This is a genomic window from Nostoc sp. (genome assembly GCF_036916985.1).
Taxonomy (GTDB): domain Bacteria; phylum Cyanobacteriota; class Cyanobacteriia; order Cyanobacteriales; family Nostocaceae; genus Nostoc.
Map to the genome: position 1 here is coordinate 1 of NZ_JBALFD010000040.1, position 18,670 is coordinate 18,670.

The 18,670-nt window shown below is 45.6% G+C and carries 16 protein-coding genes and 2 pseudogenes; 3 read left to right on the forward strand and 15 right to left on the reverse strand.

Annotation, left to right across the window (positions count from 1 at the left end; translation table 11 throughout):
* Positions 1-322 precede the first annotated feature (322 nt).
* Positions 323-1,492, forward strand: coding sequence for an IS4 family transposase (locus V7L07_RS14290; RefSeq protein WP_335058811.1), 1,170 nt, complete (start codon positions 323-325; stop codon positions 1,490-1,492).
* Here the strand turns inward: V7L07_RS14290 and V7L07_RS14295 are convergent.
* From V7L07_RS14295 to V7L07_RS14320, 6 genes and pseudogenes are all read right to left on the reverse strand, one after another.
* Positions 1,478-1,552 (reverse strand): annotated as a pseudogene (locus V7L07_RS14295) (Y-family DNA polymerase); the annotation flags it as partial. The gene V7L07_RS14290 and the pseudogene V7L07_RS14295 sit on opposite strands and share 15 nt — an antisense overlap.
* A 484-nt stretch (positions 1,553-2,036) precedes the next feature.
* Positions 2,037-2,863: pseudogene (locus V7L07_RS14300) on the reverse strand (IS5 family transposase).
* 217 nt (positions 2,864-3,080) lie between these two features.
* Positions 3,081-4,202 carry an ABC transporter permease gene (locus V7L07_RS14305; protein ID WP_179069859.1) on the reverse strand — a complete coding sequence of 374 codons (1,122 nt, stop codon included), beginning with the start codon at positions 4,200-4,202 and terminating at the stop codon, positions 3,081-3,083.
* A gap of 89 nt (positions 4,203-4,291) precedes the next feature.
* Positions 4,292-5,398, reverse strand: a complete 1,107-nt coding sequence (locus V7L07_RS14310) for an ABC transporter permease (protein WP_335058814.1) — start codon at positions 5,396-5,398, stop codon at positions 4,292-4,294.
* 24 nt (positions 5,399-5,422) lie between these two features.
* Positions 5,423-7,375 carry an ATP-binding cassette domain-containing protein gene (locus tag V7L07_RS14315; RefSeq protein ID WP_335058816.1) on the reverse strand — a complete coding sequence of 651 codons (1,953 nt, stop codon included), beginning with the start codon at positions 7,373-7,375 and terminating at the stop codon, positions 5,423-5,425.
* Positions 7,372-8,751 carry an HlyD family secretion protein gene (locus tag V7L07_RS14320; protein WP_179069856.1) on the reverse strand — a complete coding sequence of 460 codons (1,380 nt, stop codon included), beginning with the start codon at positions 8,749-8,751 and terminating at the stop codon, positions 7,372-7,374. The genes V7L07_RS14315 and V7L07_RS14320 overlap by 4 nt, the downstream gene beginning before the upstream one ends.
* Positions 8,752-8,860: 109 nt before the next feature.
* On the opposite strand from V7L07_RS14320, the gene V7L07_RS14325 reads away from it, so the two are divergent.
* The gene (locus V7L07_RS14325; RefSeq protein WP_335058818.1) at positions 8,861-9,493 is read left to right on the forward strand and encodes a TetR/AcrR family transcriptional regulator; all 633 of its coding nucleotides are present in this window, start codon (positions 8,861-8,863) and stop codon (positions 9,491-9,493) included.
* 256 nt (positions 9,494-9,749) lie between these two features.
* Here the strand turns inward: V7L07_RS14325 and V7L07_RS14330 are convergent, their stop codons facing one another.
* Entirely contained in the window at positions 9,750-10,334 is a 585-nt protein-coding gene (locus V7L07_RS14330) for a DUF2786 domain-containing protein (protein ID WP_335058820.1), read from the reverse strand.
* 393 nt (positions 10,335-10,727) lie between these two features.
* Complete coding sequence (locus V7L07_RS14335) at positions 10,728-10,904, reverse strand: DinB/UmuC family translesion DNA polymerase (RefSeq protein WP_334766855.1); 177 nt, start codon at positions 10,902-10,904, stop codon at positions 10,728-10,730.
* 640 nt (positions 10,905-11,544) lie between these two features.
* Between V7L07_RS14335 and V7L07_RS14340 the strand changes: the two genes are divergently transcribed.
* Positions 11,545-11,907 carry an AraC family transcriptional regulator gene (locus tag V7L07_RS14340; protein ID WP_335058822.1) on the forward strand — a complete coding sequence of 121 codons (363 nt, stop codon included), beginning with the start codon at positions 11,545-11,547 and terminating at the stop codon, positions 11,905-11,907.
* A gap of 194 nt (positions 11,908-12,101) precedes the next feature.
* On the opposite strand, the gene V7L07_RS14345 is transcribed toward V7L07_RS14340, so the two are convergent.
* The 7 genes from V7L07_RS14345 to V7L07_RS14375 all read right to left on the reverse strand — a co-directional run bounded on the left by V7L07_RS14345 (position 12,102) and on the right by V7L07_RS14375 (position 18,095).
* Positions 12,102-12,647 carry a lipocalin-like domain-containing protein gene (locus tag V7L07_RS14345; protein ID WP_335058824.1) on the reverse strand — a complete coding sequence of 182 codons (546 nt, stop codon included), beginning with the start codon at positions 12,645-12,647 and terminating at the stop codon, positions 12,102-12,104.
* The gene (locus tag V7L07_RS14350) at positions 12,644-13,753 is read right to left on the reverse strand and encodes an alkene reductase (protein ID WP_335058826.1); all 1,110 of its coding nucleotides are present in this window, start codon (positions 13,751-13,753) and stop codon (positions 12,644-12,646) included. The genes V7L07_RS14345 and V7L07_RS14350 overlap by 4 nt, the downstream gene beginning before the upstream one ends.
* Positions 13,754-13,937: 184 nt before the next feature.
* Complete coding sequence (locus tag V7L07_RS14355) at positions 13,938-14,069, reverse strand: hypothetical protein (protein WP_335058827.1); 132 nt, start codon at positions 14,067-14,069, stop codon at positions 13,938-13,940.
* 213 nt (positions 14,070-14,282) lie between these two features.
* The gene (locus tag V7L07_RS14360) at positions 14,283-14,999 is read right to left on the reverse strand and encodes a hypothetical protein (RefSeq protein WP_335058828.1); all 717 of its coding nucleotides are present in this window, start codon (positions 14,997-14,999) and stop codon (positions 14,283-14,285) included.
* Positions 15,000-15,164: 165 nt separating this feature from the next.
* Positions 15,165-16,202 carry an alcohol dehydrogenase gene (locus V7L07_RS14365; protein ID WP_335058829.1) on the reverse strand — a complete coding sequence of 346 codons (1,038 nt, stop codon included), beginning with the start codon at positions 16,200-16,202 and terminating at the stop codon, positions 15,165-15,167.
* A gap of 22 nt (positions 16,203-16,224) precedes the next feature.
* The gene (locus tag V7L07_RS14370; RefSeq protein WP_335058831.1) at positions 16,225-16,917 is read right to left on the reverse strand and encodes an alpha/beta fold hydrolase; all 693 of its coding nucleotides are present in this window, start codon (positions 16,915-16,917) and stop codon (positions 16,225-16,227) included.
* A gap of 53 nt (positions 16,918-16,970) precedes the next feature.
* On the reverse strand, positions 16,971-18,095 hold the full coding sequence (locus V7L07_RS14375) for an alkene reductase (RefSeq protein ID WP_335058833.1): 1,125 nt from the start codon (positions 18,093-18,095) through the stop codon (positions 16,971-16,973).
* Positions 18,096-18,670 lie beyond the last annotated feature (575 nt).

The window sequence follows — 18,670 nt, forward strand, 5'->3', positions numbered from 1 at the left end:
GCTGTTAAATCAAGGAGAGTTAATTATTAAATGGGGAAGAAAAGTTAAGAATAAGGGCAATATTACTATTGCAAGTTAAATGTGGAATAGCTTATATGTAGTTTTATTGGTAGTACTAAGTATCGCTTGGGCTGGTGCTTTTAGTTCAGTCGCAGTAAAAAATCAATTACTTCCATTTTTTAGTCAGTTGCACACTGTGCTAATTTTGAGACTTACCTTAATCTTTGGTTTAGGTTTAGGGATGCAGCCCTCTCAATATTGACAAATAGTACGCTATGTGAGTTTTCTAAGAAGGTAAGATTAAAACAGCACTTAAGCGCTTATGCTATCTCCCGTATTTGATGCTTTTGTAGAAGCAAGCCCCGTCAGTGTAATGATGCGAGTCCTGATGGAAAACATATTTAATTCCTCGCGGATGAATCAAATATTTGAGACATATAGCGAACGCCAATACTCTCAAGAGTTAATGTTTTCGAGTCTGGTGGATTTGATGAGTCTAGTGGTGTGTGGGATGTATCCATCGGTTCATGCAGCCTATCAGAAGAAAGCAGTGGAGGTAAGTGTCAGCGCCACAGCGTTATACAACAAACTGCAACGGATTGAACTGCCTGTAAGTCGGGCATTAGTGCATGAGACAGCATCTGACCAAGAGCAGTTGCTTAACATGTTGAATATGGAACGCCCCAGTCCTCTAGGAAAACAATATCGGTTGCGGATTGTAGATGGCAGTTGTTTAGCCGGAACCGAACGCAGACTAGCAGCGCTGCGTCCCCATGCAGCCAAACCATTACCAGGAAAAACAATCGCCATTCTCGACCCAGGGACAAAACTAGTGGTTGATGTGATTCCCTGTGAAGACGGTCATTCCCAAGAACGCTCTTTGTTTAATCAGGTTTTGGCACAAGTGCAACCCCAACAGGTATGGATTGCAGACCGCAACTTTTGTACCGCAGGATTTCTCCATACTATTATTCAACAAGCAGCATTTTTTGTGATTCGTCAACACGGAAACTGTTGTTACACACCGCTCCAGGAATTACAGTCAGTCGGACTATGTGAAACTGGAACCGTGTTTGAACAACAGGTAGAAATTGCCCATGAGGGAGGGACTTTTCAGTGTCGCCGTATTGTCATCAAGTTGACTCGTCCCACCCGTGACCAAGAGTGGGAAATTTCCATTTTCACCAACTTACCACCCACTGACGCCGACGGCATTCTGGTGGCAGAACTCTATCAAGGGCGATGGAGTGTGGAAACTTTATTCCAAACCGTGACCCAAAACTTTCATGGAGAGATTGAAACCTTAGCTTATCCTAAAGCTGCCTTATTCTCCTATTGTATGGCACTGTCAGCCTACAACCTTTTAGCGACACTTAAAGCAGTTCTTGGCAGTGTACATGGGCTAGACAAAATAGTAAATACCGAATTTTCTGGCTTCATAACTGGCTGCTGCAACTACGCCTCGCTGATTGGGACTGCCACCGACTACTAACGGTTTACCTCGGTAGCTAGGGTTGTCCCTCTGCTCGACCGATGCGTAGAAGGCATCCATATCAACGTGAACTATTTTCCTAGTTCTAGCGACAGATTCTTGTCCCAAGGTTAGCTCCACTACAAGCAGTCTCGTTTTTCACGCACTATGCCACGAGCAAATTAAATCCTAAACTACAAATCTTATAGTACACTAGCACTAGTCTCGTGATCTAAGTCCCCACCATCTAGTAGAACCCTTTGGTGGCAATTCTTTATCCCCCATTAACGCAAAAATAATTGATAATTTTTTAACAGTACTGTCTGCTTGACCCATCTCCTCAATATCCACAATATAGAACTCTTGCATAAATATTTTGTGGTATGATTAGAGGTTATTCTAATTTCAGTTTTTGGTAAAAGTTTTAAATTGTTTCGAGCGAGTATTATCAGGCGATGGCAACGAGAACACCGCAGGCAACCCTAACTAAAAAAAGGCAGCAAACGTTGTTTCAGTTATTGATTAATTACTGAAATTATTTGATAAATTTAATTTTTTAATCTATTTATATGGCTAATTCGTGATTATAAATTCCTGCAATTAAATTAGACCTTAAGCCAAAACGTCGGTGACGATTTCGATATCTATCAGACAAAATTTTAAATATCTTTAGACGACGATTTACGTGTTCAACAGTAATTCTTAATCGATTGAGTTCTCGATTATATTTCTTCTGTTCTTTCGCCAACTTTTTTCCATGAATGGCTTTTTAATTGGTGTTTCACTGAATTGATGAATTTTACTAATTCCTTGATAGCCTTTATCCGCTATTACCTTGACCAATTCTCCAAATTTTATCCCACTATTTTTAAATAGTCTAAAATCATGCATTTTCCCTAAACCATGCGCTAAACAGATGATTTGACTAGTTTTTTGGTAGATAACTACCTGCGTTTTTAAAGTATGTTTTCCTTGCTTACCGCTAAAAAATCTTTTTTGTCCAATATGAGGTCTTTCAATTGGACTTTCCGTGACATCCATCACTACCAAATCTTCTTCAGATGACATAATACACAATTATTTTTTACCAGGCAGACTAAATTTTCTTGACCTAATTAAAATATTTTCAATTTGATAAACCCTCCGGCAGACTGCGGATTCCGAAAGCCCCCAGTCGAATCCAATATGATAATAAGTGCGATACTCTCGCCAATATTGGATAACCATTAAAACTTGGTCTTCAATAATTAGTTTAGGAGGACGACCTGGTTTCTTTTTATTTTGCTCATCAGCTTTAACTAAACTAACCATTAACTGAAAAGTTTGACGACTTACTCCGGTGAGTCGTTTAAATTTTTTTGAAGTCAGTTGTTTGGCTCTCCAAAATTTCACTGCTTATTATTGTCCTAATCGTAAATAGTCAAACGTTTGATTATATCACAAAAGACTTTTGCAAGAGTTCTAGTATGTAAGAATTCTTCACATGTCCGGCAAATTACTTGTGATATTTTCAGGTAAATGGAGTACATATATAAAACCCAAAACCTTGTAGAGACGTAAAATTTTACGTCTCTACGTGTATTCGATTAAAGCGCAATCTGCTGTATTGTTAACTTAGCTGATTCCGAAACTTGTTAACACTAATAGTTAATAGAACAATAGCAAAACCAAGTAATGCTAACACATTTAACCACAGCACATCTAAACCAACTCCTTTGAGTAAAATACCTCTAACAATAGTAATGTAATGACGAAGTGGATTAAATAAAGAGAGGAATTGAAATAAAGGAGGCATGGATTCAATAGGAGATATTGCCCCAGAAGTTTGAATCATTGGTAAATTTATAAAAAAAGATGTGAGTAATACTTGTTGTTGAGAACCGCAAATAGTTGCCAACATAATGCCCAAACTAATTCCCACAAATACATACATACTTGATAAAGCAAGAAAGAGCAGGAAACTTCCACGAAAGGGTAGGCTAAATACGACTGTTCCCAAGGTTAAAGCTAGTAGTACATCTCCCATGAGCAGGAATGCCAACGGGATAATTTTAGCTAATAAAATTTCCCAGTTGCTAGAAGGAGTCATTAACAATTGCTCTAAAGTTCCTGTATCTTTCTCGCGCACAACGGTTACTGCTGATACTAATGTACCGATTAATGTCAGGACTAAACCCATAACTCCTGGTACGAAAAACCAGCTACTAGTAAGTCCAGGATTGTAAAGAAAAACGACTTCGGTTGATACTGGCGGACTGACTTGACCCTGTACCAAACTGAAATTATATTGTTGGATAATCTGATTAACATAGTTAGCAGCAATTCCGGCTGTATTTGCATTCACTCCATCGATGAATACTTGAATTTCTGCTGATTTTTTTGCTAGTTGGCGCGGAAAATCTGGTGGAATTATTAGTCCTACATCTAATTTACCTTCTTCTACTTGGCGGCTTAAATCTTTTTCACTTGTTGGAACACTTTCTAAGTTAAAAGTGTGATTGGATGTCATTGCTGAAACTAGTTCCCGACTGGTGGAGATATTGGCATAGTCAATTACACCCAGTCGTAAATTATGGACATCCGGGTTAAGCGCGAATCCGTAAAGCAATAATTGTACTGTTGGTGGCACAATTAATAAAACAATCAATTGCCTGTTTCGCAGAATTTGATTAATTTCTTTACGAACTAATGACCACAATGGACTATCAAATAATTGCAAAATATATTTCATATATGATTAAGGCTGATAACTAACTACCAATGACCAATGACCAATGACTAATGACCAATGACCAATGACCAATGACCAATGACCAATGACTATTGACTAATTTGCATTCGACTTAAAAGCCGACGCGCTACGTTGAAAAATACAAATCCTAAAATTGCAAGCATGAGTAAGTCAAACCAAACGCCTGTCCATCCTGTACCACGCACAAAAGCATCACGGGTGATATCAATGTAATAACGGGCAGGAAATATGTTAGGCGTTAATGAAAGGGGGAAAGGAATATTACTGAGGGGATAAATAAAACCAGACAGCAATAAAGATGTAATAAAACCGACAAGAGAAACAATTTGCACTGCGGAATTTTGATTATTAGTGCGTACACCTATAAGTAAACCAAAGGAAACACTATCTATTAAAAATAGTAGAGTTCCTATTAATAAAGTAATCGGGTTACTAATTACGCCGATCTGAAAAATTATTGACCCTAATCCCATGACTACTAAAGCTTCTGTAATCGCAATTAGTAGGTAAGCTAGTCCTTTTCCAAGTAAAAGTTCGGTTGCACTAATGCTAGAAGCATAAACTTGTAGAATTGTACCTTTTTCTTTTTCACGCACCATTGCGATCGCAGTTAGCAATGAGGGGAAAATCCACAATACTACACCATAAGTTCCTGGCACAATGTACAGCGACTCCAATCTACCAGGGTTAAACCACAAGCGGATTTGCGGTGTAATAATACTTTTATCTGGTAGTAGTCCTTGGTCTTGCATGAAAAAATTAGTTACTCTTTGAATGCTACCTCTAATTACACGAGCGTTATTAACATCTGTGGCATCGATTAATACTTGCACCTTTGCATTTCTACCCGCTTGAATATCTCGGCTAAATTGGGGAGGAATAATTACTGCGGCTTTAGCAATACTCTTGTCAATTGCATCCCGTGCCGGATTACCACCTGACCATTGTTTAGGTACAAATTGATTGGTGGCATACAACCGCTCAATATAGCTGCTACTCAGGTTTGTGCGGTCAAAATCCTGCACAATCAAGGGAATATCTTTACTTTCTAAACGAATCGCAGACCCAAAAATCAATAGAGTTAAAAATGGCAATAAAAATGCTAAACCTAAAGTTAAGCGATCGCGCCGAAATTGCGCTATCTCCTTCACACATTGGGAAAAAATTCTTTTCATTATTTATTCTCAGTTTTCATGTTCCTAATCCCCTACCGCACGTTCAACGATACCAATAAAAGCATCTTCCAAAGAGAAAGGAATGGGACGCAGAGATTCAATAGTCATGTGTGCGGATTTTAAAAGCTGAGTTATTTCGGGAATTTCTGCTTCCGGGTGATCAAGAACAACGTGTAAACTATCGGCAAAAATCGAGACACGCCACGAATCAAGATGTTGTTTAAGTATCTTGGAGGCAGCTTGATTTTGGTTCACAATAATCTCTATAAGTTGTCCTGGTTGAGAAGCTTTGATAGAACTAGGTGAACCTTCGGCGGCAATTTCTCCGGCTACCATAAAACTCATGCGGTTACACTGTTCAGCTTCTTCCAAGTAGTGCGTTGTCACCAAAATAGCTGTACCATTGCGAGCAAAGTCATTAATCAGCTTCCAAAACTGACGACGGGCTAAAGGATCTACCCCCGATGTCGGTTCATCTAGAAATAAAATATCTGGTTCGTGCATTACAGAAGCGCCAAAAGCTACTCGCTGCTTCCAACCACCCGGTAATTGTCCGGTAAGCATCTGTTCTTGTCCCTCTAAGCCACAGGTAGCAATTACCCAATCAATCTTTTCTCGCCTAAGTTTGCGGGGTACACTGTAAATCCCGCTATAAAACTCTAAGTTTTGCAGAATTGTTAGATCGTCGTAAAGAGTGAATTTCTGGCTCATATAACCGATACGTCGCCGTAAGTCACGACTACGCAGATTTCCTGTTTCGCCACCAAGGGAAATGTCACCACCACTAGCTGCTAGTAATCCACACAGCATTTTGATGGTAGTCGTTTTTCCGGCTCCATTCGCACCTAAAAGCCCAAATATTTCGCCATAGCGGACTTCGACATTAACGTTTTTAACTGCTTGGAAGTTACCAAATACACGGTTGAGATTGTGGGCGTAAATAGCGATTTGCTCAGAAGAATTTTGAGGTTTGAATTGTTCCCTATTTCCCCCACGAGAACGAGGAAAGGACAAAAATGCTGGTGCTGAACCTTGTTGTCGCAGACGGGTAACAAAGACGTTTTCTAGGGTGGGTTCACCACGTTCAATACTGGGGTGATGCTGTTGTAGTAGTTGATTTACCTGGGTTTCACCGAGAGTTACATCTTGAACGAGAACATCCAAGCGATCGCCAAATGTCTGCACATCGACTATATTTGTCTGCACATTCTCCAAGAGAAGTTTCTCGGCTATCTCTAGATTTGCTGTTCTAACTTCTAAGCGATGTAAGCCTAAATTGGCGCGTAATGCTGCGGGTGTACCAATTTCGTGAATTTGACCACTATACATCAGTGCAACGCGATCGCAGCGTTCAGCTTCATCTAGATAGGGTGTGGCGACAACAATTGTCATCCCGTCGGCAGAAAGTTCTGCTAATACATCCCAAAATTCCCGTCGAGAAACTGGATCGACCCCTGTGGTAGGTTCATCTAATAACAGCACTTCCGGTTGAGAAACCAAGGCACAACACAGCGCCAGTTTTTGTTTCATCCCGCCGGAAAGTTGACCCGCCAAGCGATCGCCAAACTGTTCCAAACTCATTAATTTTAAGTATTTCTGGCGGCGTTCCCGCAATAAATTATCACTCACTTGGCGCAATCCCGCCGCATAACGCAAGTTTTCATCAATACTGAGATCCAAGTACAAGGAAAACTGTTGTGTGAGATATCCCGTCCTTAAACGTGCATCTCTTGCCGGCTGACCAAATACTTGCACTTCTCCCGCCGTCGCTTCCATCACCCCGCCTAAGATGTGAAAGGTAGTAGTTTTACCTGCACCATCAGGGCCAATTAACCCAAACATCTCACCCTGATTGACAGCAAAATCAATTCCCCGGACAGCGATTAGTTGTCCATAATATTTATGTAAATTACTAACTTTAATAGTAGTGGTTGAGTGACTAGATAATTGTGGTGGTTTAGGAGTTGATAATTTCATTTGCCGACCTCTTTACCCTGCAACGCAATCTCTGCATCTGCTGGCATTCCAATTTTGGCACAGGGCAAATCTGAACCAGAGTAGGGGTTTTCTGGGTTAAAGCAGCCAGAAGGGTTTTCTAACTGAATCCGCACCCCTACTACTTGCCTAACCCGATCTTTTTGGAAGTAGATATTTTCTGGGGTAAAAGAGGCTTGAGGATCAACAGAAATAACTTTGCCTATGAGGGGTTTTTCCGGTGCAGAATCAAGAAAGATTTTGGTTGTTTGTCCTAAGCGCACTTTCCCAATATCGCCTTCGGGAATAAAACCTCGCAAATACACTGTCTTGGGGTCAACAACTGTCAAAATTTTGGTTTGACTGCTAACTACAGTCCCGATCTCTGCACTACGGGCAGTTACTACCCCATCCAAAGGACTAACAACATTTAAATCTTTTTTCGAGTCTTCTATTTGGGTCAGAATTTGCTGTTTTGATGCTAAGGCATCTTTTACTTTGGCATGAGCAGATTTTATCTTTGCTTGGGCAGATTTGAGTTGAGCAAAACTCTGATCTTTTTTTCTGTTTAATGCTTCTATTTGGGCATTGCGAATACCAGGATTGAAACTTGTAGTTTTCGCTTGGGTCAATGCCCCGACAACTGCGCGTAATTGTTCTTGTCCAGCATTTACGGCTGCTTTTCGTGCTTCTAGGGTGGCTACTGCTGTGTCAAAGGTAGTTTGTGCTTGGTCAAATTGTTGTTGATTAATAGCCCCGTCTTTGACCAGTTTGGCATAGCGATCGCGATTCATTTCCGCTAATTTTACTTCTGCTAGTGCCTGCTTTGTCTGTGCCTGCGCTTGTAATAATTGTGCCTTGGCTGCTGCTACGTTAGATAGTGCCTGTTGAACTCGTCCTTGGGTATCTCCTTGGGATTGGTGAAAATTAAGTTTTGCTTCACTGATTTGGCTATCAATTTGTTCAATCCCACTTTCCACTTGAGTAGCATCGGAAATTGCTTGCTGTTCATCAGATTGAGCAGATGCAACCCTAGCTTCAGCACCCCGCAGTTGTTCTTGTAGCAGTTGGTCGTTACTGTCATCCAACTTGATTAATTCTTGCCCCTTTTTTACTGCTGCCCCTTCCCGAACTGCAATTGAAACAATTCTTCCCGAACGCTTCACCCCAATCTCAGTTTCGTAACCCTCAATCCTTCCACTCACCTTCAGTACATTTGCTGCTCCTTGTTGTTGACTATGCCACAGAAAATAACTGATACCACCTGCTATAACCAGCAACACTAGGAACAAAAAAATCAGTTTCTTCCGTTCCTGCTTAAATGGTGGCACTGGAACATTGATAATCCCTTCTGGAGATGATGAGGCAGTCTGAGACATGATACTACCCTATATTTTTATCATTAAATATTTACTGGAACTATCATACTAGACTGTATGGTATGATTCTCCAAGAGACAAGAAATATGTAAAAAAATTTACGTCAAATATGCTTGAAACCTCTGGTTCCCAACCTGAAACTTTATCTCGTTTAAGAGCCATGACTCAAAAACAGGAGCAAATTTTGCAAGGAGCCATGCAGGTATTCTTGAGGGATGGCTATGCTGGAACCAGCATGGATCGGGTAAGTACGGAAGCTGGAGTATCTAAGCAGACAATATACAGTCACTTTCAAGATAAAGAAGGATTATTTAAGGCGTTGATCGAAAGGGTAACAATTGCTAGTTTCCAGGGAATTTTTTGTACAGAAGATTTGCATGGTGAGCCAACGATTTTATTGCGTGAAATTGCTGAAACCTATCTGACGAAAGTTGCCGAGAATCCTGAATACTTAGCACTATTCCGCTTGATTATTACCGAGTCGCAACGCTTTCCAGAATTAGCAAAATTATATACTCAAACAGTGATTCAACGTGGACGGCTATTACTAAGCCAGTATTTAGCTTCTCATCCAGAATTACGCATTAGTGACCCAGAAGCAACAGCACAAATCTTTTTTGGTTCGCTGGTATCCTATGTGATGGTGCAGGAAATGCTCTATGGCAAAGAAATGATGCCATTGTCACGCGATCGCATTTTAGATAGTTTAATGAGTTTCCTACTTGCCCACACAAACAAATAATGTCTTATGTCACAATACCTTCGCCAAAACAAGCTTTCGGTTATACTACCCAATAGCCAAAAGACATTTTGGGCAGTTTAGGAATGTCTCAAAAGATTAATTAGCAGACGTGATATGTCTTAATTAACTTGGCAGATAGTGCTGTTGACTGATATTAACTTGGCGATTAAGAGAGACAGAATCAGCCGCAGATATCCCAGAGAAATATCCGTCTTTTGAACCACACGATGGTAAAGCCATTTGTTTAACTTTTACATTATCTTAGATATGCTTCTAACTCAGATTCCAGCTTTTCGTAGAGTGCTTGCACGATGATTGCGGGTACTGCAACCGACTCAGCAGTTCCAGCAATCCCTCCATTTTTCTGTTGTTCACGATTCTCAAGAATCCTATTTACAAGTCTATTAGCAGCACCTAATTTAAAAGCATTTCTAAAAGCGCGATCGCCTACGGCTTGTTTTGCCAGTCGTTCAATAGTTTGTTCAAGATACTCAAACTGAATCCGAGTAGAGACGATATTCACTTTTCGCCCTAAAATAATCATTTTAGACCCGCTATGGTAGTGTCTAGCGATCGCACAGCAGTAATTCCCCCAACAAACACCACTTAGTAAAATAAATTTCCATGAGGTCATGCGTTTGAACTGGCGAATGACTTCTTCTTCTAGTGGTTGAGGTGTCCAATCTTGAAGTGAGGCGATCGATAAATTGTGCCGGGTCAGCATTTCTTGGGCTTTAACTGCGGCGGCGCTTGCCTCTGCCTCGTTGGGAGATTGACTAAGTGCGAATAGTTTTCTAATTTTGTCAGCGATTTTTTCTAGTTCTAACACCTGTGTCTGCATTCGTATCACTCAAGCAAGTTTTGAAAGGAAACATCTTTTTTAATATACTTGTGTAAAATGAAAAATGTAGCTAATTTTTATTCATACATAGCAAGCTTTGTAGCAATTATTCCTGCTAAAAACGGATATTCGTGATGAAGCCATGATTACTGAAAATGATGATTCAGTCGATGCAGTCAATGATCTGTTGAGAAAAATCTCTATTAAAGAAACCCAGCTAAAAATAGCCTAAGAATCGAATCTCATTCATACTGCTGAAGCGTTACAAAACCAACTATCCCAATTACAACAAGAATTGGGAGATAATTCAGACACACAATTGCAGTCATTGATGAGCTTGTGAAATGCTTACGGCGGCAACTGAGCTTTTTAGAAGTGGGGCTTACGCCTACGCTAAAATATGATATTCCCATTCTGAAATAAGGGCAATTGAATAGCTTGTAACTCTTTGGCGTTATCCAGGTTAGACAACGAAATCCCCAGCAACCTAATACTGCGGTTTTCCAGATCAATCGACTCAAACAGTGTTTTGGCTATCTCAAAAATCGTAGAGAGCTCACTAGACAGCAGTCGTCACACGCCCTATTATAAACGAGACGATCGGTTATCTTGTCTGGAGAATTATTATGAATCCGTCAGGAGAGTCTCGATGAATGGAGCTGAAGCGAAAGGGGCCTTTGGAGAAAGGCTTGCGTCTTATTACCATCAGAGTGATAGCGAAACTGCGACCCTGGCTTGGTCACAGCAAAGTACGTTCGCTATTACACGGCTCCACTCGGACGTTGGGCTGCCTGGCACCTCAAACCCTATTCCTGAAGAGTCCGCAATTCACGTATCCGTTGCGATCAAGCCTGTTCCCTTGCACAGCTATGAACTCTGTATCGACGACCGCGAGATTGCAGTGCCGTACATACCTGCGTACCGGACAAGCATTATCGATCTGCAATCGAAACCTGTGTGCTTCGTTGATTGCGGTTTTGACTATGTTCACTACCACGTACCTCGAGAGGGCCTCGACGAAATCGCACGAGATCACAACATTCAGCCGATTGGAAGCTATAAATTTGCGATTTGTGAGGATGATCTGGTCATCGCACAGATGACCAAGAACGTTCTGCCATTCATTGGGTCGCAAGATTGGCCTAGTTCCCTCGCTCTCGATCAGTTCAGTCTAATCTTCGGTGCACATCTGCTCCAGAAATACGGCGGCTTGTCTCGTCTACCAGAAGTCTCGCCGCGAGGGCTTACCTCATGGCAAAAGCGTCGGGCCATCGAACTTTTGCTGGAACACCTTGATGGGAATATCCATCTCGCCAGAGTTGCTCAGGAATGCCAAATGTCTGTGAGTCATTTCGCACGGTCGTTCAAAGTGAGCTTTGGTGTTTCGGCTCACCGTTGGCTCATCGAACGCCGCATCGATCGTTCCAAGGAACTTCTCATCCAGACTCGCACTCCTTTAATCGATGTCGCACTGCAATCGGGTTTCTCCGATCAAGCTGCATTCACCCGAACCTTCCATCAGGTTGTGGGCGACAGTCCTGGACGTTGGAGGCGAGAACAAGTCGGTCGCTGAAGTTCACTCTCCGGCAAAGCAGCTAATCAATAAAGACGCAAAAGAGCAATTTCTGGGCTTCACAGAGATGTGAAGCCTTGTCTGTGCGCGATCGTGTACGTAATCCTGCTCGTAGCAAATTCGCCAACAAAATCGATAGCTACTCAAACTCCTAACTGAATCCTTTTGGTTCTTGGACTTTGGTCAGCACCCTGTCAAAGCATGTTTTGCCGGACATGATACGTGCGTACTCCATCTAAATCAGAACCTGGTTCGGCTCTTTGCCACTCCAGCCGACTAGTTATGAAGACGCCGTTCTCAACGGGTGCGCCGATAGCTCGAAGTGTGAGTCTTTCGCCATTAAATGTCACCGAGCGAAGCTGCCTTCCGTGGATCAGATTGGGCAAGAGCGCAACGGACGGGATATGGATGACAGTCTCTTTCTCCTCATCCACTTCGTAGACTCCGCAATACGCGATGTAACCGCTTCCGGATTCCTGATACTCCTTTGGGGTTCCTTGGCGCCAATCGTGTGATTGGAACAGGGAACGTCCCGGCTTCATCAGTTGTGCCGAGACAAAGCCTCCAGGTGTGTAGATGAGAAAGCCCTCCGGTTTAGGGCCGAACGGATGGCTATCTTCGCGCCCTTCCTGTTCATCTGCATAGCCCACCAACGTCCAGACTCCAACGAGCTGAGAAGCAATAGGACCTAGTGTTGAATTGGACTGCGCCACTTTGTGCGCTTGCTCGGGTTCGTTCATGACGCAGATCCAAAAGGCTTATAGTCGGTATATCCATGAGCTCCGCCCCCGTAGAACGTTGAACGATCAGGTGGATTGAGCGGCTGATTTTCTTTGATCCGCTCTACCAGGTCAGGATTGGCGATGAATAGGCGACCAAAAGCGATTGCATCCGCGTGCTTCTTCTCGATTGCTTCTCCCGCACTATCGGGCGTGTAAGCGGCGGCTGAGAGGAGCGGTCCGTTGAAAGTGGGACGGAACAGAGCAGCATTGTTCAGCGCGTCTTCGTGGAGTTCGTCGGTCAAACCCATTTCGGAGCCTCTAGCCTCGATCAGGTGCAAGTAAGCAATATGCCGCTTACTGAGCTCCTTGATGACGAAGGTGAACAGCTCGAGAGGATTGCTGTCGTGGATACCACCATATTGACCAAAAGGTGAGAGGCGTACGCCAAGTCGGTCTGCCCCAATAGCCGCTGTAATCTCGTCAACGATGTCGAGCAGGAACCGAGCTCGGTTCTCTTTGGACCCACCGTAGGCATCGGTGCGCTGGTTGGTTCCGTTCTCCAGGAACTGCTCGATCAAGTGGCTATTTGCGCCCTGCAACTCCACTCCATCGAATCCAGCCTCCATCGCGTTCAGCGCGGCCCGCCGGAATGTGCTGATGATGACCGGGATTTCAGAAGTTTCCAAGGCGCGTGGAGTTTCAGCTGGTACCTGTTGGAAGGCTTTCGTCAGAGCAGGAATTGTGGGAGGAATAGCCGAGGGCGCGACGGGAAGTGCTCCATCCGGCATGAGCGAAGAATGGGAGTTCCTGCCGTTGTGGGCAATTTGCATAACGATCCTGCCGCCTCGGGCGTGGACGCCATCTGTAATCATGCGCCACCCGGCAATCTGTTCCGCCGTGTAGATCCCCGGAGCATTGGGATAGCCGTGCGCCTGAGGGCTAATCGCAGTTCCTTCCGAGAGGATCAGCCCTGCTGAGGAACGCTGCGCGTAGTATTCAGCGTTCAACGCGGTTGGCACATGGGCAGCGTCGGCACGCATACGCGTGAGAGGAGCCATAACTACCCGATTCGGGAGCTGAATTGCTCCTAGACGCAGGGAACTAAATAGAATCTCTTTGGACATGGTGAGCCTTTCGCGTTTCGTGAAGCTTTAAGATAAGAGAGCTACAGACTGTAGCTGCTCAGTTGCAGGAGCGGCATCGAGCGTCGGATAGTCGGTGTACCCATGAGCGTCGCCACCGTAAAACGTCTTGCGGTCGTATGCATTGAGCGCTGTATGCGTTTGAATAGGCGACACAAGATCGGGGTTAGAAATAAACAGCCTTCCGAATGCGATCGCGGCTGTATGATCTACTTCGATGGCTGCCGTTGCGATCGCGGGCGTATATCCAGCGGACGAGATCAACCGCCGGCAAAAAGATGGCCGAACTGTTCGACATTCTTCAACATTGGACGTGATTCTCTTCGAGACTCTATGTACCGGATGTTGAGAAAGCACTAGTGGTTCGCCACACAAACTTTGCGTGGTGGCAAGCAGAGGGGCAGAGGTGCGGAGGGGCAGGGGGGAAAGAACTTGTACAAATCTCTCCTCTGCTCCCTTGCTCCCCTGCTCCTCTGCTGACTCCACTCAGCAATTTTGGGTTGGCAGACTACTAGGCGAGAGCGATCTCACTCATATCGATTGCGACTAGGAGAGGCTCCTTCACAAGCTGGTAGTCCCCTTCGTATGCATAGATTCGGCGCGTTGTCGGCACAATGATTCCGTCGATGTCACGGTAATTCGAGGCGTAATTTAGTCCTGTTGCTCCGCCGAGGATGTCTACCGTATAGTCGTGTCGGCGCAGCAGACCGTCCGGTCCGAAGCAGGATATCTGTTCGCGTGTGTGGCTCTTGACGGTATCGGGAAAAGTCACCTTCAAGCGCCGCCACGTTTCGCCTTCGACTTGAATCGAAGAAATCTCCTCAGTAGCGAAGCCTTCATGGGTATAAAGAAATGGAGTATTAAGATACGTCCACAATGCTTCGCCACTGAAGTAGGCTACGTGGATGTCATCCCACGGCGTCTCCCTCTGATGCCCCTCAAAGAATTTCTCCGGGTCATTGCGCGCATCGATCAATGTGCCATCCGTCTTCTCGATAACGATACGGGTCGGCTCGAAGATAGATCGCTTGTCCTGTCCAGGGAAGTCCATGATGAGTTGCTCTTTCTTCGTCTCGACGGTCATGACGACATTCTTGAGAGCGTCACCCTTGCTCTTCACAAACCAGATCGCTCCCGTGATCGATGCGGCAACTTTCACTGACTTCACTTTGTTCCAACGCTCAAGACCCCCGTGCGCCTTTACGGCCAGATTCAGTAATTCATTCATTGCGACTCCTTCGGATTTATTGATCGGAATGGTTGAACACGCCACTTATGCTGCACACTAGACCGTAGTACCGGAATGCTGAGTGTTGTGCCTTCTTGTGCAAGCGATCGCAATCATCTCAGCGGTAGAATACTTGGCCAGAAACGGTAACTGAACTCCTTTGCGCTATTGGGGCATAGTCAGCACTATGCGAAAGCGTGCTTTGCCGGACATCATGCGTGCGTAGGCTTCGGGAGCCTTCTCAAGGGGCATGGTCTCGATCGTGGGACGGATACCCTGAAGAGCACTAAATTTTAATGTGTCTTCTTCCTCGATGGGTGTGCCGACGTTTTCGCCTTGAATAGTCTTCGACCCAAAAATAAGTTGTGTAGCATTAATTTCGATAGGTTCCGCGGAAGCACCGACTACGACGAGCTTGCCACGTGCGGCAAGACCCCCGACAAGAGGACCCATCGATTTTCCACTAGCCGCAGTGGCGAGAATCGCATTCGCTCCACCCATTTTGAGGAGGGCCTCTGCGGGATTCTGCTCTGTGCTGTCAATGTACCCATGCGCCCCCAACTGGCGAGCCAGTTTTTCTTTTTCCTTTCCCCTCTGAATCGCCAAGGTGTGAAATCCCATCCTGGATGCGAATTGCAAAGCCAGATGACCCAAACCCCCGATACCTTGTATGGCGACCAAATCTCCAGCGCGAAGCTTTGAGTTGCGGAGTGCGTTGAAGGTAGTGAGACCCGCGCATAGAAGCGGAGCAACGTCTACAGAGGAAAGGTCCTGCGGAATGGAGGCAAGCGCCCGCGCCTCAGCGATGACGACTTCCCCATAGCCACCATCTGTCGTAATACCAGATATAATTAGGTTGGCACAATTAACTATGTCACCGCGCCGACAGGGTTCACAGTGGCCGCACTCGCCACCGAACCAACCAACACCCACGCGCTGGCCGACCTCCCAATTCACGACGCCCTTTCCAACGGCTTCGATCCGACCAGCGATTTCGTGACCTGGTACGCGCGGATAGATAATTCCTGGCAAGGAGTTTTCGACGGTAACTGAGTCGCTGTGACATACACCGCAAGAATGCACCCGGATGCGGACCTGGCCGGCTCCAGGATCGGTAATCGTTCGCTCGACAAGGTTGAAAACACCCGGAGAGGTCACTTCTACTGCTTTATAGGAATTTTTCATGAGTTGATGTTGATTCACCTGTGCTGAGTTGTGGGGCTTACTATGCCAGAGAAGCCGCCGCGAGTGCGATGATGTCGGCGACCTCTTGCGGGCGGGAAACAAAGGGAGCGTGGCTAGCCGACACAGACTGCACGGTGGCACCCATCCGTTTAGCCATGAACTCCTGGGCTGGCGGTGGGATCATGTGGTCGTCCGTACACACTAAATACCAAGAAGGAATCATCTTCCAAGCCGGCACACCTTCTTTGTCGGTGAAGCTGGCGACGCTCAACGGTCTCTGTACCGCAGCCATGACAGCAGCTTCGGTTGGGCTGGCATCCGCGGCAAACGCCTCATGAAAGCCGTCTCGGTTGATCCAAAGAAAACCGTTGTTGTCAGGCCATATCGCCGTAGAGCCAGGCGACGGCAGACCCTGTTTGCTGAGGGAATCAAGGCTCTCACCTTGGTCAAGACCGAAAGCCGTGATATAGACGAGGGCTTCCACGTCGGGAGTCTCGGTGGCCGCGCCAGTGATCACGGCGCCACCGTAAGAATGCCCAACCAGAACTGTGGGTCCTGTCTGCATTGAGAGAAGACGACGCGTGACCGCAATGTCATCCTCAAGCGAAGTCAGCGGAATCTGCGCCGCTGTCACACTTAAACCCTTCGCCTGGAGCAAAGGGATTACCTTGCTCCAGCACGAGCCGTCAGCCCAAGCACCATGTACCAACATCACATTTATACTTTTGTTCATACTTCCTCCATTTGGAAAACAAGTTATTTGTTCACTCTCTCGTGTTCGATGCGCTACGCCAAGGCGTTTTCGTGATAAAACGGGTAGTCCGTGTAGCCGTGCGCGTCGAACGTGTAAAAGGTGTTGCGATCGTAAGCTGTAAGTGGCAGCCCCTCCTTGAGACGGCGAGGCAGATCGGGATTAGAGATGAAATGGCGGCCGAAAGCCACCGCGTCCGCGGTCCCGCTTTCCAGGATGGCCTCGGCAGTGTCTGGCTCAAATCCGCCGGCAGCGATGATCTTGCCTTGGAAGATCGTCCGCATTTGCTCGGCGGCGATTGCCCCTTGATGCTCCAGAACGACCACATTGCCCTTCACGCGTGGTTCAATGATGTGGAGGTAAGCGAGTCCGATCTGGTTTAGCTGTTCTGCGACGTACTGGAAGAGCGCCTGCGGGTTGCTGTCTGACATGCCATTCCACGTGCCACTCGGACCGACGCGAACTCCAACACGATCGCTCCCCCACACTGAAGTCATGGCTCTGACTACCTCAAGCAGGAATCGCGACCTGTTTTCAATGGAGCCGCCATACTCGTCGTTTCGCTTATTGCTGCCGTCTTGCAGGAACTGATCCATGAGATACCCGTTGGCAGCGTGTAGCTCTACGCCTTCAAAATCGGCATCTATAGCCCGTTCTGCCGCCCTACGGTAGTCCTCGACGATGAGTGATATCTCTGCGATGGCAAGCGCCCGATGCGGTGACGGCTGAACCCAACCACTGGATGCTGAAACCAAATGCGACGGGTTCTGCCAGTAAGCCGGATCGACGGAAGCGGAGACAGGCATCTCGCCACCAGTCAGATCGACATGCGAGGAACGCCCGGTATGCCACAGCTGTGCAAACATATGCCCGCCCTTGGCATGGACGCCGGAGACGACCTTCTTCCAGCCTTCAACCTGTTGGTCGGAATAGAGTCCTGGGGCACCTAGCCATCCACGGCTCGTGACCGAGATGTTGGTGGCTTCGCTGATAATGAATCCACCCTCGGTAGCCCGTTGAGCGTAATACTCCGCCATGAGATCGCCGGGAATGGAATCGGGCTGAATAGAGCGCGAGCGAGTTAATGGAGCCATCACGACGCGATGCTTCAATTGCATTGCTCCAAACTGAACGGGAGTGAAAAGTGTGGGACTGTTCATTGTCATGTTCACCTCGGCATCTCTAACTGTGATAATCCGCGCTGGCAACAAATCCAGGTTAGCCGGATGGGTTAGCGGAATTCTTGTTAAAATCGGTCATTCTTCTGGCTTTTTCATGAGCGAAATTGCAAATACCTCTCGGACGCTTCGATGCTACTAAGAACGCAGGGTAATAGACCAGGGCCATCATGTCAATAAGCAAAGTATATTCTCAATAGAGTTAACACTAATATCATTAACTCTTACTTATTGCGAAAAACTTAGGCGTTGGCGTAGCCTGCCGCAGGCATCGCTTTGGGGTTTAAAAAATAATCAAACGCGAAAGGAATGATTTTTTTGTTGATTTTTAACCTTCGTTGCGATCGAGAGTAATTTAGATGCGTTTGCCCTGTACTATAAGTAGACTTTGGCTCAAATGCTTTTTCAAAAATGAAAACTCCAGTATTCAAAAATTGTACTAATTTCCTGTGCCTCTGGGCGATAAACCAATACAGTTTAGATCAGCCCGTTTTTTCGTAACTGGTCAAAACAATTCACGCATGATCAATCTCATGAAATGGTCAAGGGAATCCCGT

Coding starts and splice junctions, on each gene's coding strand:
- V7L07_RS14355 (WP_335058827.1), bottom strand. CDS start 14,069: ATGTCGAACAGTTCGGCCATCTTTTTGCCGGCGGTTGATCTCGTCCGC.
- V7L07_RS14325 (WP_335058818.1), top strand. CDS start 8,861: ATGCTTGAAACCTCTGGTTCCCAACCTGAAACTTTATCTCGTTTAAGA.
- V7L07_RS14305 (WP_179069859.1), bottom strand. CDS start 4,202: ATGAAATATATTTTGCAATTATTTGATAGTCCATTGTGGTCATTAGTT.
- V7L07_RS14320 (WP_179069856.1), bottom strand. CDS start 8,751: ATGTCTCAGACTGCCTCATCATCTCCAGAAGGGATTATCAATGTTCCA.
- V7L07_RS14315 (WP_335058816.1), bottom strand. CDS start 7,375: ATGAAATTATCAACTCCTAAACCACCACAATTATCTAGTCACTCAACC.
- V7L07_RS14350 (WP_335058826.1), bottom strand. CDS start 13,753: ATGTCCAAAGAGATTCTATTTAGTTCCCTGCGTCTAGGAGCAATTCAG.
- V7L07_RS14375 (WP_335058833.1), bottom strand. CDS start 18,095: ATGAACAGTCCCACACTTTTCACTCCCGTTCAGTTTGGAGCAATGCAA.
- V7L07_RS14370 (WP_335058831.1), bottom strand. CDS start 16,917: ATGAACAAAAGTATAAATGTGATGTTGGTACATGGTGCTTGGGCTGAC.
- V7L07_RS14345 (WP_335058824.1), bottom strand. CDS start 12,647: ATGAACGAACCCGAGCAAGCGCACAAAGTGGCGCAGTCCAATTCAACA.
- V7L07_RS14290 (WP_335058811.1), top strand. CDS start 323: ATGCTATCTCCCGTATTTGATGCTTTTGTAGAAGCAAGCCCCGTCAGT.
- V7L07_RS14360 (WP_335058828.1), bottom strand. CDS start 14,999: ATGAATGAATTACTGAATCTGGCCGTAAAGGCGCACGGGGGTCTTGAG.
- V7L07_RS14330 (WP_335058820.1), bottom strand. CDS start 10,334: ATGCAGACACAGGTGTTAGAACTAGAAAAAATCGCTGACAAAATTAGA.
- V7L07_RS14310 (WP_335058814.1), bottom strand. CDS start 5,398: ATGAAAAGAATTTTTTCCCAATGTGTGAAGGAGATAGCGCAATTTCGG.